The 13,727-nt window shown below is 42.7% G+C and carries 15 protein-coding genes; 9 read left to right on the forward strand and 6 right to left on the reverse strand.

The window, feature by feature from the left end; translation table 11 throughout:
- Positions 1 to 17: 17 nt before the first annotated feature.
- The 5 genes from M1L62_RS10315 to M1L62_RS10335 all read left to right on the forward strand — a co-directional run bounded on the left by M1L62_RS10315 (position 18) and on the right by M1L62_RS10335 (position 4,144).
- Positions 18 to 641, forward strand: a complete 624-nt coding sequence (locus M1L62_RS10315) for a thioredoxin family protein (protein ID WP_254412956.1) — start codon at positions 18 to 20, stop codon at positions 639 to 641.
- 144 nt (positions 642 to 785) lie between these two features.
- Complete coding sequence (locus M1L62_RS10320) at positions 786 to 2,807, forward strand: 4Fe-4S dicluster domain-containing protein (RefSeq protein WP_254412957.1); 2,022 nt, start codon at positions 786 to 788, stop codon at positions 2,805 to 2,807.
- 18 nt (positions 2,808 to 2,825) lie between these two features.
- Positions 2,826 to 3,347 (forward strand): NADH-quinone oxidoreductase subunit J family protein, encoded by a 522-nt coding sequence (locus M1L62_RS10325; RefSeq protein ID WP_254412958.1) that lies wholly within the window; start codon positions 2,826 to 2,828, stop codon positions 3,345 to 3,347.
- Complete coding sequence (nuoK, locus tag M1L62_RS10330) at positions 3,344 to 3,655, forward strand: NADH-quinone oxidoreductase subunit NuoK (RefSeq protein WP_256527668.1); 312 nt, start codon at positions 3,344 to 3,346, stop codon at positions 3,653 to 3,655. The genes M1L62_RS10325 and nuoK overlap by 4 nt, the downstream gene beginning before the upstream one ends.
- A 42-nt stretch (positions 3,656 to 3,697) precedes the next feature.
- Positions 3,698 to 4,144, forward strand: a complete 447-nt coding sequence (locus M1L62_RS10335; protein WP_254412959.1) for a DMT family transporter — start codon at positions 3,698 to 3,700, stop codon at positions 4,142 to 4,144.
- On the opposite strand, the gene M1L62_RS10340 is transcribed toward M1L62_RS10335, so the two are convergent.
- The 3 genes from M1L62_RS10340 to M1L62_RS10350 form a co-directional block, all read right to left on the reverse strand.
- A complete protein-coding gene (locus M1L62_RS10340; protein WP_254412960.1) occupies positions 4,141 to 4,662 on the reverse strand; it encodes a DUF6265 family protein in 522 nt (173 codons plus the stop codon). The two genes, M1L62_RS10335 and M1L62_RS10340, sit on opposite strands and share 4 nt — an antisense overlap.
- A 38-nt stretch (positions 4,663 to 4,700) precedes the next feature.
- Entirely contained in the window at positions 4,701 to 5,831 is a 1,131-nt protein-coding gene (locus M1L62_RS10345) for an ATP-binding protein (protein ID WP_256527669.1), read from the reverse strand.
- Positions 5,832 to 5,970: 139 nt separating this feature from the next.
- Complete coding sequence (locus M1L62_RS10350) at positions 5,971 to 7,863, reverse strand: amidophosphoribosyltransferase (RefSeq protein ID WP_254412961.1); 1,893 nt, start codon at positions 7,861 to 7,863, stop codon at positions 5,971 to 5,973.
- 450 nt (positions 7,864 to 8,313) lie between these two features.
- Between M1L62_RS10350 and recO the strand changes: the two genes are divergently transcribed.
- A complete protein-coding gene (gene recO / locus M1L62_RS10355; RefSeq protein ID WP_254412962.1) occupies positions 8,314 to 9,009 on the forward strand; it encodes a DNA repair protein RecO in 696 nt (231 codons plus the stop codon).
- Between the two features lie 86 nt (positions 9,010 to 9,095).
- Entirely contained in the window at positions 9,096 to 9,800 is a 705-nt protein-coding gene (locus tag M1L62_RS10360; protein ID WP_254412963.1) for a DUF4488 domain-containing protein, read from the forward strand.
- Positions 9,801 to 9,870: 70 nt separating this feature from the next.
- Here the strand turns inward: M1L62_RS10360 and M1L62_RS10365 are convergent, their stop codons facing one another.
- The gene (locus M1L62_RS10365; protein ID WP_254412964.1) at positions 9,871 to 10,299 is read right to left on the reverse strand and encodes a DUF3299 domain-containing protein; all 429 of its coding nucleotides are present in this window, start codon (positions 10,297 to 10,299) and stop codon (positions 9,871 to 9,873) included.
- Between the two features lie 12 nt (positions 10,300 to 10,311).
- A complete protein-coding gene (locus M1L62_RS10370) occupies positions 10,312 to 10,719 on the reverse strand; it encodes a hypothetical protein (RefSeq protein ID WP_254412965.1) in 408 nt (135 codons plus the stop codon).
- 82 nt (positions 10,720 to 10,801) lie between these two features.
- On the opposite strand from M1L62_RS10370, the gene M1L62_RS10375 reads away from it, so the two are divergent.
- On the forward strand, positions 10,802 to 11,356 hold the full coding sequence (locus M1L62_RS10375; RefSeq protein WP_254412966.1) for a copper chaperone: 555 nt from the start codon (positions 10,802 to 10,804) through the stop codon (positions 11,354 to 11,356).
- 82 nt (positions 11,357 to 11,438) lie between these two features.
- Positions 11,439 to 12,647 carry a GTP-binding protein gene (locus tag M1L62_RS10380; protein ID WP_254412967.1) on the forward strand — a complete coding sequence of 403 codons (1,209 nt, stop codon included), beginning with the start codon at positions 11,439 to 11,441 and terminating at the stop codon, positions 12,645 to 12,647.
- 347 nt (positions 12,648 to 12,994) lie between these two features.
- Here M1L62_RS10380 and lptB read toward each other — a convergent pair whose 3' ends face one another.
- Complete coding sequence (gene lptB / locus M1L62_RS10385) at positions 12,995 to 13,726, reverse strand: LPS export ABC transporter ATP-binding protein (protein WP_254412968.1); 732 nt, start codon at positions 13,724 to 13,726, stop codon at positions 12,995 to 12,997.
- Position 13,727: the final 1 nt, after the last annotated feature.

Raw genomic sequence — 13,727 nt, forward strand, 5'->3', positions numbered from 1 at the left:
TGAACCAGTGTATTTTCATGAAGAACGTAGCGGATTTATTTCAGAACGGGACGGAGCGGAATATTTATTCTTATCCGGATTACATGTTATTGATGGAATTGGTTGTCATGGAACAAAGGACAACCGGGTCCAAACAGTCGGAAGAGCTCAATGAATATACCAAGCTCAACCTGCACAGAATGCAAAGGCTTAATAAAACGACAGTTTTAAGTGAAAAGTTGAAAATCGCAGCGAAACAGGTCCAAATACCGCAGACCTGGTACGTGCTGACAGAAGCCTGGTGTGGGGATGCAGCACAATGTATACCCGTGCTGGCTGCGATTGCCAAACTCAATCCGCTGATTGATTTTCAGTTGTTGTTAAGAGACGAAAATCCCGACCTTATGGATCAGTATCTGACCAACGGAGGACGTTCGATTCCAAAGCTTATTGCGGTAGACGAAGAGTTTAATGAGATTTTTACCTGGGGACCACGTCCCGAAGGTGCTCAGGCCAAACTGGCAGAATATAAAGCCAACCCGGACCGGCCGCCGTATAAAGAGTTTGCCGAAGATATCCAGCGTTGGTACACGAGAGATAAAACACAGTCGGTTCAGAAAGAATTATTGGTGTTATTGGAAGGTGTTTTCGTGGATAAGTAAGTTTTTTCAGAGTTTACTCTATCTTTGCAATAGGCTTATTTTCGGAGATTTCCGGATTAGTTATGAATTGAAAATCGAGACCTGCTAACGTTGTCGACTTACTTTAAAAATATATCAGAGGGTATCAATACCACTTTAACGGGTATGAAGCTGACGTTGCGCCATTTATTTGACGCAAGAAAACGCCGTATGTCAACGGATATCCGCAAGGGGGACTTTTTCGATTTACAGGATGGTATTGTTACCATTCAATATCCTCAGGAAACAATCCCGATTCCCGACAATGGCCGCTATCGTTTGCACAACGAAATGGACGACTGCATTGTCTGTGATAAATGCGTCAAGGTTTGTCCCGTTGATTGTATAGAAATTGAGCCGATTCGGGCGATTGAGGAAGTTGGGAGGGCATCGGATGGTTCGCCAATCCGTTTGTACGCTGCCAAGTTTGATATTGATATGGCAAAGTGCTGTTATTGCGGTCTTTGCACCACTGTATGCCCGACCGAATGTCTGACAATGACCAAGACTTTCGATTATAGCGAGGTAGATATACGGGAAATGGTTTATAATTTCGGTAATCTTACGGCCGAAGAGGCGCAGGAGAAACGGGATTTACTGGAACAATTCCAAAAAGAAAAAGAAGCGCTTAAAGCGGCCCAAAAACCAGCTGCTGCTCCTGATGTAACAGCAAAAACACCAGTAGCACGTCCGGCTTTCAAACCGACAATAAAACCAAAACAGGAGGAAGTTGCGGCACAAGAGGAGCCATCCGAAGTTGCAAAACCAAAACCTGTTTTTCAACCGCGTAAACCTGCTCCGGTTGAAGCCAAGTCCGTAAATGATGAAGTTTCTGAGGTACCGACGGAAAAACCTGTGGCTCCGCGCTTGCCTTTTAAACCTTCGATGAAACCGAAAGTTGTAGAAGGTGAGGCAACTGAGGGTAGTGAAGTGCAGTCGGAAGAGGCTCCAAAAGCCAAGCCAGCGTTTCGTCCAACGATGAAGCCGCAAGTCGAAGCTGCTTCGCAAAATGAGGATATTCCGGCAACGCCGGCTGAACCAGTTGCTGCGAAACCCGCATTCCGTCCGACGATGAAACCAAAAACTCCGGTTTCGGATACTCCGGAAGCTTCTGTTGAAAAAGTTGAAAACGAAGAAGTCAAAGCTAAGCCCGCGTTTCGTCCCACGATGAAACCGAAAGTTGAAGCTGCTTCGCAAAATGAAGATATTCCGGTAGCGCCAACCGAACCAGTTGCTGCGAAACCCGCATTCCGTCCGACGATGAAGCCCAAAACTCCGGTTTCAGATACCCCGGAAGCTTCTGTTGAAAAAGCAGAAAATGAGGAAGTAAAAGCCAAGCCAGCGTTTCGTCCTACGATGAAACCTAAAGTTGAAGCTGCTTTGCAAAATGAAGATATTCCGGTAGCGCCTACTGAACCGGTTGCTGCGAAACCCGCATTCCGCCCGACGATGAAGCCAAAAACTCCGGTTTTGGATACTCCGGAAGCTTCTGTTGAAAAAGTTGAAAACGAAGAAGTCAAAGCCAAGCCAGCGTTTCGTCCTACGATGAAACCTAAAGTTGAAGCTGCTTTGCAAAATGAAGATATTCCGGTAGCGCCTACTGAACCGGTTGCTGCGAAACCCGCATTCCGCCCGACGATGAAGCCAAAAACTCCGGTTTTGGATACTCCGGAAGCTTCTGTTGAAAAAGTTGAAAACGAAGAAGTCAAAGCCAAGCCAGCGTTTCGTCCTACGATGAAACCTAAAGTTGAAGCTGCTTTGCAAAATGAAGATATTCCGGTAGCGCCTACTGAACCGGTTGCTGCGAAACCCGCATTCCGCCCGACGATGAAGCCAAAAACTCCGGTTTTGGATACTCCGGAAGCTTCTGTTGAAAAAGTTGAAAACGAAGAAGTCAAAGCCAAGCCAGCGTTTCGTCCTACGATGAAACCTAAAGTTGAAGCTGCTTTGCAAAATGAAGATATTCCGGTAGCGCCTACTGAACCGGTTGCTGCGAAACCAGCATTCCACCCGACGATGAAGCCAAAAACTCCGGTTTCGGATACTCCGGAAGCTTCTGTTGAAAAAGTTGAAAATGAGGAAATAAAAGCTAAACCGGCGTTTCGTCCAACAATGAAACCGAAACCAAAAGCACCGGATCAGGAATAAATAATTTGTAAGATAAATATGGAAATAGCTGCATTTTATGGTTTTTCAGGTTTGGCGATTGTTTCGGCACTTTTTATCCTGTTTTCCAGAAATCTTATTTACGCCGCATTTGCTTTATTCCTGACTTTTCTTGGCGTTGCAGCGCTGTATGTTTTGGCGGGAGCTGATTTTCTTGCCGTCACGCAGATTATGGTTTACGTTGGAGGAATTCTTGTGTTACTGATATTTGGGATTATGCTTACCCAAAAAGCGGACAAGGAAGCAATCTCGACAACGCCCAACCGTGTAATCGTATCAATGGCCCGGCAGTTCTGGGGTTTTCTGATCGGCACCGGTTTGTTTGGTTTTTTGTCTTATGTGATCGCTACTTCAAATTTCAGGATGACGGGCGAAAGCAATATTTCACGCTCAACTCTTAAAACAATTGGTGTGGAACTGATGACCAGCCATCTTTTACCTTTTGAAATTGCTGCTATCCTCTTATTGGTTGCCTTAGTTGGAGCAGCGTATCTTGCTTTAAACAGAAATCCCGCCTCATGACAATCATTCCGGTAGAACATTATCTGATCGTTGCGGCCGCTTTGTTCTGCATAGGACTGGCCATTGCCATTACGAAAAAACACCTGATTGGTATTTTGCTTGGGATTGAGTTGATGCTGAATGCCGTTAATATTAATCTGGTTGCATTTAGCCGTCACGATCCTGAACGGATAGGAGGGCAGCTCTTTGCACTTTTTGTCATTGTGGTAGCAGCTGCGGAAGTGACTGTCGCGCTGGCGATTATCCTCAGAGTTTACGGACATTTCCGTACGGTAGATCCTGATAAGGTCAATGAATTGAAGAAGTAATCCGACTGCGAATCTGTTTAGAAATCTACTATTCCTAACAATATGAATTGGTTATTCCTGCTCCTGGCTTTTATGATCGGGATGGCTAATACGGTCCAGTCGGGCGTGAACGCACAGCTTCGTGTCGCGTTGGGCAATCCGCTTATGGCAGCCATCACCTCGTTCAGCTTTGGTCTTCTTGTGTTGTTGGTTGCTTTCCCGTTTTTTAATCAGAACCCAATACCCTCGCTCGATACTTTCCGTGAAGTCAGTTTATGGAAATATGCCGGAGGGTTTCTGGGCGCTTTTTACGTAGTTACGGTAATTTTTATTGTAAGGGATATCGGGCCGGCCAATCTGATTTGTTTGGTCATTGCCGGACAAATGTTAGCCGCAATGGTCATAGACCACTACGGCTTTCAGGGTTTTGCAGTACATCCGATCAGTTTTCCCAGGATATGCGGCGCATTGCTGTTGATCGCGGGTGTTTATCTGATCCTTAAAAATTAAGGAATGCGGTTGAAAACGAACAAGTCGATGAATTCCCACTTGTTGTTTTCCAGTTTTCCTCTTCTGATTACCAGTTGATTCTGGCTGCGTCTTTCATAAATGATACGCACTGAAATGTCGTCTTTTTCAAATAAGGCTTCGTTTTTCTTGGCTTCGATGAAATTGTAAGTATCAGATACTTCCTTTTCTTCCAGTGAAATCATACCTGGTTTGAAGTGTTTGACATGGGCAACAGGTCCTTTTTCCGTTTGTTCAAAGGCAAAAAGTTCGTAAAGTGTTGCTTTGCCGTCCTTAACCATACGGATAAATCCAACAATATTGTCGCCTTCGGGAGCAGTCCATGATGCTTCAATGGTTCCTCCATTATAATTGCCTTTCCAGCGTCCGTCCAGGAAGTTTATGTCTTTCAGACTTCCTTTTGTTGCGGTTTGTGCCAACGCGGGAGCGCTTATGACAGCAGAAAGCAATAATACGAATGATAAGATTTTACCAAAATTGAGCTTGTTAAATAGGATCATATGGATTTAGGTTTTTAATAAAATGCCAAATTAGATAATTAAGAAATAAAGCCAATGTAATTGCCCCTATTAATTAACTGAAAGGTTGCGTCAGGGTAGGCTTGTGAAAATGCTTTTGGAATTTTAGTTTGATTTTCTGTCCACTTAAACTCAAAAGCAGACAGGTGCCCGTTTTCATATTCAAGCCAGTCAATTTCCTGTTGGTCATAGGTTCGCCAGAAATAAAATTCGGGTTGCCTTTGCGCGTAATGTAAATATTTGAGGCGTTCCGATACCAGATAATTCTCCCAAAGTTCTCCAACATCTGTTCTTAGTACCAATGGTCGGAAGTCATTTATCAGGGCATTTCTTATACCATTGTCATGAAAGTACCATCTTGAAGTTTTTGTAACTTCTTTCCTTAAATTACGGCTAAACCCGCCAACTTTACGAAGTATGAATACTTTTGTTAATAAGTCAAGATATTTTTCAACAGTATTTTTACTTATTTGGAGAGTTTTCCCAAGCTCTTCCATAGAAACTTCTTTCCCAACCTGGTAGGCGATAAGTCGCAGCAAATCTTTTATTTTATCGGCGTTTCGAATTCCCTCATAGGTTAAGATATCTTTTAACAGGTAGGAGGTCACAAGATCTTTAAGGTAGAGCTCTCTTTCTTTAATTAAGTTTAGCTGAAAAAGTTCGGGGTAACCACCATAGACCAGTCGCTCTTCAAGGTTGGATAAGATCTGGACAGGGTTCTCGTGTTGATTGAGTTCTTCCTGCGCGATGGGATATAAGTTATGGAAATAGGCACGACCAGTTAAAGGCTCACCGGACTTTTGGGAGAGGTCCAAGGCAGATGAACCAGTAACAATGATTCGGATGTTGGGGATCTGATCCACGATTAATTTTAGAATTTTACCAATATCTGGTATAGCCTGAGCTTCATCAATGACTAATAGTTCAACACCGGATAAAATTCTTTGATAATTAGCGATGCTTTTTTGCGCAAGCAATTCCTGAGTTGTAGAATCTTCGCCTTCCAAAGTCAAGGTTTTATAAGAAGCTTCCCGGCTGATTTTCTGGATTAGATATGTTTTACCCACACGCCGCGTTCCGACAATAACATTTACTTTGTTAGGACGTAGAAAATCAAGAATTATTTTTTCCAGAAATCGATCGAATTTCATGATGTTAGCAAAATTACGTCAGTATGTTGACGCAATTTAGCTAAATACCGTCAACATACTGACGGTATTTAGGTTTATTACATAAAAAAACAGCCGTCCGAAAAACAGACGACTGTAAGAATATATAAGAAAGTCTTTATTAATAAGCTCTTTCCAGCTTGCCTTCGTGAGAATTGGCAAAGGCTTTGTTCACTACTTTGTTTCCGCCCGGAGTTGGATAATTTCCAGTAAAGTACCAGTCTCCAACATGGTTTGGACAAGCTTTGTGAAGGTTATCAACTGTTTGGAAAATCACTGAAAGCTCAGCATTCAAATCCTTAGGACGGATAATTTCAGCAATTGCATTTGAAATTTCTTCGTCTGTAAAAGGATCATAAAGTGCTTTCACGTAATTGGTATGGAAAGAATTTTTGGTTGCGATGGATGCCACGGCTTGTGTGTACACATCTTCACGTAAATAATCCATCCCTCTGTCTTCAAGCAATTTCAATACAGCCCTGAAAGCCACGAAATCCTTCATTTTCGACATATCAATACCATAACAGTCCGGGAAACGGATTTGCGGTGCCGACGAAACAACCACGATTTTCTTCGGCTGTAATCTGTCAAGCATGGTCAGGATGCTTTTTTCCAGTGTGGTTCCGCGCACGATCGAATCGTCGATGATCACAACGGTATCCACATTTTTGCGAACAACTTCAAACGTGGTATCATACACACTCGATACCATATCATCACGCAGCTCATCCGCAGTAATAAAGGTTCTTGACTTTACATCCTTTGTTACAAGCTTCTCGATGCGGGGACGGAAAGAAAGGACTTTTTCAAGATCAGCCTCAAAAAGGATGCCTTCCATAATAGCCTGTTTCCTCTTCTTTGCCAGATATTCTTCCAGACCTTCGATCATTCCGAGGAACGATGTTTCAGCCGTATTCGGAATATAAGAGAAGATCGTATTTTCAAGGTCGTAATTGATCTCTTTAAGTATCTGCGGGATCAATAATTTACCCAGTTGCTTACGCTCATAGTAAATATCCGGATCGGTACCTCTTGAGAAATAAATACGTTCAAAGCTGCATGAACGTTTTTCAAGACGTGGCAGAATAGGGAATTCGTTATACTCTCCGTTTTTATCAACGATAAGTGCCGAACCGGGAGTGATTTCCTGAATCTGAGAATATTCTACATTAAAGGCAGCCTTGATTGCCTGTTTTTCAGAAGCAACAACAACAACTTCATCATCAGCATAATAAAATGCAGGACGAATTCCAGCCGGGTCACGGATCACAAACGAAGCGCCATAACCTGTCAGACCGCACATCGCATATCCGCCATCGAAATCGCGGCATGATCTGTACAGAAGACGCTGTAAGTCAATATTTTCTTCAATGACATCCGATAACGTCGGATTTTCATATATTCCTTTGAAACGATCGAAGACACGTTGGTTTTCTTCATCAAGAAAATGTCCTATTTTCTCCATGACCGTAACCGTGTCTACTTTCTCTTTCGGGTGCTGGCCAAGAGATACCAGTTTTCCAAAAAGCTCGTCAACATTTGTCATGTTAAAGTTTCCGGCCATCACCAGATTACGGCTTCTCCAGTTGCTCTGGCGTAACATCGGGTGACAGTTTTCAACCTCATTGGTACCGTGTGTTCCGTAGCGCAAATGTCCCAACCACACTTCACCGGTGAATGCAAGATTTTCCTGTAACCATTTTGCATCCGAGATACGTTCCTTGTTATTCTTAAGCCCTTTACGGAATTTCTTATGAATTTTGGAAAAAATGTCGGTAAGTGGCTGTGGTTCTACGGATCTGTAACGGCTGATATAGCGTTTTCCAGGTGGTACATCAATTTTGATGTTGGCAACTCCGGCTCCATCTTGCCCTCTGTTGACCTGTTTTTCCATCATTACAGAAAGCTTGTGCACGGCATATAGCGGCGTGTCGTATTTGTCAATGTAGTATTGAAATGGCTTTCGAAGACGGATGAGTGCAATTCCGCACTCATGCTTTATGGCGTCGCTCATGAGAAGAATAATGAGTTAGAAATATGTTCGTTTGCTGGCTGCAAATCTTATTCCTTTTTTAATGATTTGTTAACGAACGAAAAACGTTCTTAGTTCGTAAACACGGAATAAAGGTACAAATCCTTTCTCTTAAAAAACTTCAAATCTCGCTGTTTTTTTAGAGCCTTGACTCTATAAACAGCAAGAAGTAAACTTCTTTTAGTGAGATAGGTACATTTAACTTGGTTTATGAAAATATAAACCGCTTTTTTTTATATTAATTTACGAAAAAGAACGAGAGAAACTCGAAAAAGTTTTTAATTTTTTTTAATTATTTTTTTGGACAGAGCTCCGATTTTTTATTCATGAAGCGGTGAAGATGTCTTTTTCCAGCACCTCTTTAACAAATTAAAACAGGAATCAGAGTATGGCATCTTTAATCCCTATTTTTGTGAAATAGCTCCTTTTTTTATGCTGCACAAAACCAGAGGAATTGCATTAAATTATATCCGTTACCGTGAATCCTCGATTATCGCGAAGGTTTATACCGAATCCTTTGGGATACAGAGTTACATCGTGAACGGCGTTCGGAGCAGTAAATCGAAAACGAACAAAATTGCTCTTTTCCAGCCGCTTACATTGCTGGATATGGTAGTTTATCATAAAAGTAAGGAAGATACGATTCACCGGATTTCCGAAATGAAGTGTTACGCGCCGTTTCAAAGCCTGCCTTATGATATGTATAAGTCGAGCCTGGCGATGTTTACCACAGAAATTTTAGGAAAAACTTTAAAAGAAGAAGAGACCAACGAACCACTTTTTCAGTTTATTGAGAATTCCGTTTTGTATCTGGACGAAGCAAGCGGTGGTTTTGAAAACTTTCATATTCAGTTTCTGTTGCAGCTGGCATCTTATCTTGGCTTTGGTATTGAGACGATCGACGACCTCGAAGGTGAGTTGCGGGAAAACCATTATCCTCATATTGCGGATAAGCGGGAATTACAGGTTACTCATCAGTTGTTAATGGAGCCTTATGGGACGGTCGTGGCGCTGGACCGGTCCCGACGGGTCGATATACTGGAAAAACTTCTTTTCTTTTATAAAATACATATGGATACACTTGGGGAGATCCGGTCACTGGATGTGTTGAAAGAGGTGCTTCGTTAGCACAGATTTAGCGGAAAAGCATAGAAATCAGGCCAGACTGGCATAATTTTGATACAGTAATCAGACAAACGTAAACTAAATTGAGCATGAGACAACTTATTATTATAACACTGTTTTTCTGCGGTTCTCTGGCTATGGCGCAGGTACCTAAGGGCGCATGGAAGTCGCAGGAGCCAACGGGAAGCACTTCTACTCTAATTGTTGCGGATAACTATCTGACAATTGCTTCATACAGCGTCCTGAACAAATATTATGAGCGTACCGAGGGCGGGCCATTTACCATACAGGGTAATCAAATGACTTACACACCTGAGTTTAATCCGTCAGATACGGCAAAAGTGGGCATCCCTATTGTGTTTACGGTAACGAGGAAAGACGGCATCCTGACTTTGAAATACGAGGAGGCGATGGTCTGGATGAAAATCGATGAAAGCGAAAATGCTCCGCTGGCTGGTGCGTGGAGAATTACGGAACGCGCAAATGACGGGCAGGGCGACCTGGTGAAAATCCACCAGGAGGGAACACGTAAAACATTGAAAATCTTATCGGGAACGCGTTTTCAGTGGATTGCTTTTGATACCGCTGAGAAAACATTTTACAATACCGGCGGTGGGACTTACACTGCTAAAAACGGTAAATATTCGGAACGGATCGAGTTTTTTTCCAAGGATAATAACAGGGTAGGAAATACCGTGACATTCGATTATAAACTGGATAATGGCCGCTGGGATCACAAGGGAACGAGTACAGCCGGCAAACCGGTTCATGAAATCTGGGAGAAAATGCAATAGAAAAATTTCGTATCACCGCAAGAGAGTTCGGGTTTGGTTCTGATGTTCATGTTCAGCACCAAACCCGATTTTATTCTACCACTTCGGCGTTTTTTAAAATATAATTGAGGTGCTCAATATCCGTTGGGTTCAGTTGTAAAACACCTTTGACTGTTCTGACTTCGTCTGTCTTAAACCGCTGTTTTTTGTTTTTGAATTGCAGTTCCATGATGGATTCCGGCCCCGAACCTCCGCAGAAAAAACACATAGCCATCGGTTGTGCGGAAACTACATAGATGTTCTCATTTTCGTCCACGGGAATGATGTAACCCTTGATCTGAATTTCTTTTCCCTGCAAAGCCTTCACGGTCGGCCCGAAAGTTGGATACAAAAAGTACATGCTTACTTCCTTATTAAGCTTTCTGGTAAACTCCACATCCGCCAGTTTTTTCCAATTTATTATCAAAGGACCGGTTACGGCGGTGTAGGACAGCATAAAAATCATCGCCAGCGTTTTCATCGGACAATCCTGTTAAATAGTTTTCAAATCTTTTTGTAAGGCTTCAATGGCCGCTTTGGCATTAAGCTGATATTCCAGCATCGACTCGTCCGTCATTTGCGAAGCCGGTTTATGCGAATGATGTTCTCCTTTTTCATGGTGATGTTCGTGCTCAAAACCGGGAACTTCGATCATACCTTCTTCCCACAGCTCGATAAGATCCTGCAAGCTATCCAGCTTTTGCAAACGTAAGGAATCCTGTTTGGTTTCGGCCAGTTTTTTCATGACATGAAGCCCGCTTTCGACATTTTCATGAATAGCAACGGATTCCAGGTGGGCTTTATTGGCCTCAATCAGCTTATCCGATTTTGCCTTGTCATTTGAACAGGCCGTTAAAATGAAGGTTAATGCCAGCGTCGGAAGGAAATATTTTTTTATCATATCGAACTGAACTCTATTATTTGCAACTATGTTGCAAAAATGATTAAAAAGATTGAATCAAACAATCGGATCATTTAATAATATGCGTTTCAGATTAATTTTTACTTTGCCGCTGACCCTGTTGGCCACGTTTCTTCACCTGGGCTGCTGCCTGCTTCCGTTACTCTCCATTGCCGGCACATCACTCCCGTATTTTGATCTTTTTGCCCGTTATAAAACGACGTTTACAGTGTTTCAGCTTCTTGTCACAATGTATTTGCTTGGCAAAATTATCCTTGACCAAACCCATATCAAGCCGTTTTGTGACGCCAGGGAGCGGGTTATTCATTGGATCGGTGTGGCCATTGCCGTCGTTGGCCTGACGATCAGTTATTATGAACCTTTCAAAAGTGAAGATCAGCAATTGGCCGAACAGCAGTTTCTGCGTTTTAAAAGTCACCGGCAAATGGATATTGCTATCTCCGGAGATTACGATCATGAAAAATTGCTGAACGATCTGGCTGAAATAAAGGGCGTCAAGTCAAACCGTATTCAAATTTCGGACGGTATGGTGGCCCTTACTTTTCAAAGCAGCAGGACGTCACGGTTGGAAATTCTCGAAAATCTTAGGTCAAAGGGTTACGTGGTGTCGGACTAATAATATTAATGCAACAATGATGCATATTAAGTTTTGTTTATATATTTGCAACAATGTTGCAAATATATAAACGGCGAAAAATATGGCAGATAAAAAACTTCCGGTAACTGTGTTAAGCGGGTTTCTGGGCGCGGGTAAGACAACTTTGCTAAATCATATTCTTCATAATAAGGAAGGGCTGAAGGTAGCTGTGATTGTCAATGACATGAGTGAGGTCAACATCGACGCACAGCTTGTTAAAAACGAGCAAACATTGAGCCGGACAGAAGAAAAACTGGTGGAAATGTCAAATGGCTGTATCTGCTGCACACTTCGTGAAGATTTGATGATCGAGGTGGAAAAACTGGCGAAAGAAAAGCGTTTTGATTATCTGCTTATTGAAAGTACCGGCATCTCGGAGCCGGTACCGATTGCGCAGACTTTCAGTTTTGTGGACGAAGAAAATGGTATAGACCTTTCAAAATGGGCCACGATCGATTGCATGGTCACGGTGGTTGACGCTTTTAACTTTTCGAAAGATTTTGGCTCGGTTGACACCATTGTGAGTCGTGACCTGAACGACGATGAATCGGATAGGCGGACGATTGTGAACCTGCTAACGGACCAGATCGAATTTGCCGATGTCATTATCCTGAATAAAACGGATTTGGTTCTACCGGTTCATCTGGCAGAATTAAAAGCAGTGCTCAAAGCTTTGAATCCTACGGCCCGTGTTATTGAAAGCTCTTTTTCCAAGGTGGAATCGAAGGCGATTCTCAATACCGGATTGTTTGATTACGATCAGGCTGTACAGTCTGCCGGATGGATCCAGGAGCTTAAAAAACTGGAAAACGGATCACATATACCTGAAACTGAAGAGTATGGAATTGCGTCTTTTGTTTTTCGGGACAAACGTCCTTTTCATCCGGAACGGTTCTGGAAATATCTTTCACAGAACTGGCCTGTAGGTATTATCCGCAGCAAAGGCTTGTTCTGGATCGCATCACGGCCGGGTGACGCCTTAAACTGGAGTCAGGCTGGTGGCTCGTTGCGTGCAGAAGGCGCAGGTGTCTGGTGGGCAAGCATGCCGCTAAGCCAAAGGGTACGTTATCAGGCTTATATCGATAACCGGGAATCGATCGAGTCGAGATGGGGGCGTTTTGGAGACCGGACGAATGAGCTGGTTATTATCGGTCAGGATCTGGATCAGGAATTAGTCATTTCAGAATTGACACAATGTTTGTGCACCGCTACTGAAATTATTCACATGGAAGGAAAAGGAGAATTCAAAGATCCGTTTCCGGTATTCTAGGCAGCTTTTTTTTGTAACCTATTTAGATTTATTCAAAATAATTTGTCAAAAATTTTGAATGATTCTAAATAGGCCCTACATTTGTCTCAGTTATAACGGAGAAGAAATGAACGGGATGATTTTTAGTGAACAAACAATACTTGACGAACCGAATAATTTTTGGTCAAAATCGCTGAATCAGAGTGATGCATGCGTATTTAAAGATTGTTGCAAGGCCTATAAAAAGAAAGGGAAACGCTGTAAAAAGTGCCCTAAAAAATAAGTTTTAGTAAATACAGTTCATGGTGAATAATTGTAAGAGAGGGAGTGCCCAGAGCGTTCCCTTTTCTATGCTGAAGGTGTGTTGACTAAACTTTTCTTTTCAGCTCGAAGTTTTGTCCCAGATACACCCTTCTGACCTGTTCGTCTTCGGCCAGCTCTTCGGCACTTCCCTGTTTCAAAATTTTTCCTTCAAATAAAAGATAGGCACGGTCTGTGATCGAAAGCGTTTCGTTAACGTTGTGGTCTGTGATCAGGATGCCGATATTTTTTGTTTTCAGTTTGGCAACAATGCTCTGGATATCTTCCACCGCAATCGGGTCAACGCCGGCGAAAGGTTCATCCAGCAAGATAAATTTTGGATCAACGGCCAGAGAACGTGCAATTTCCGTACGGCGTCTTTCTCCACCCGACAAAACCATCCCTTTGCTTTTCCGCACGTGCTGCAAGTGAAATTCTTCAAGAAGTTCTTCTACTTTTTGTTTCTGCGCACTTTTTGGCATATCGGTCATTTCCAGTACTGCCCTGATATTTTCTTCTACCGTCAATGTCCGGAAAACCGACGCTTCCTGGGCCAGATAACCAAGCCCGAGCCGTGCACGTTTGTACATGGGGAGGTCCGTAATATCCTTGTCATCAAGATATACTTTTCCACTGTTTGGCTTCACCAGACCCACGGCCATGTAAAAGGATGTTGTTTTACCGGCACCATTGGGGCCCAGCAATCCAACAATTTCTCCTTGTTCAACCTGGTAACTTACATTGTTGTTGACAAGACGTGCACCGTATTTTTTAACCAGATTTTCGGTTCTTAATATCATT

Source organism: Dyadobacter diqingensis (assembly GCF_024220585.1).
GTDB lineage: Bacteria > Bacteroidota > Bacteroidia > Cytophagales > Spirosomataceae > Dyadobacter > Dyadobacter diqingensis.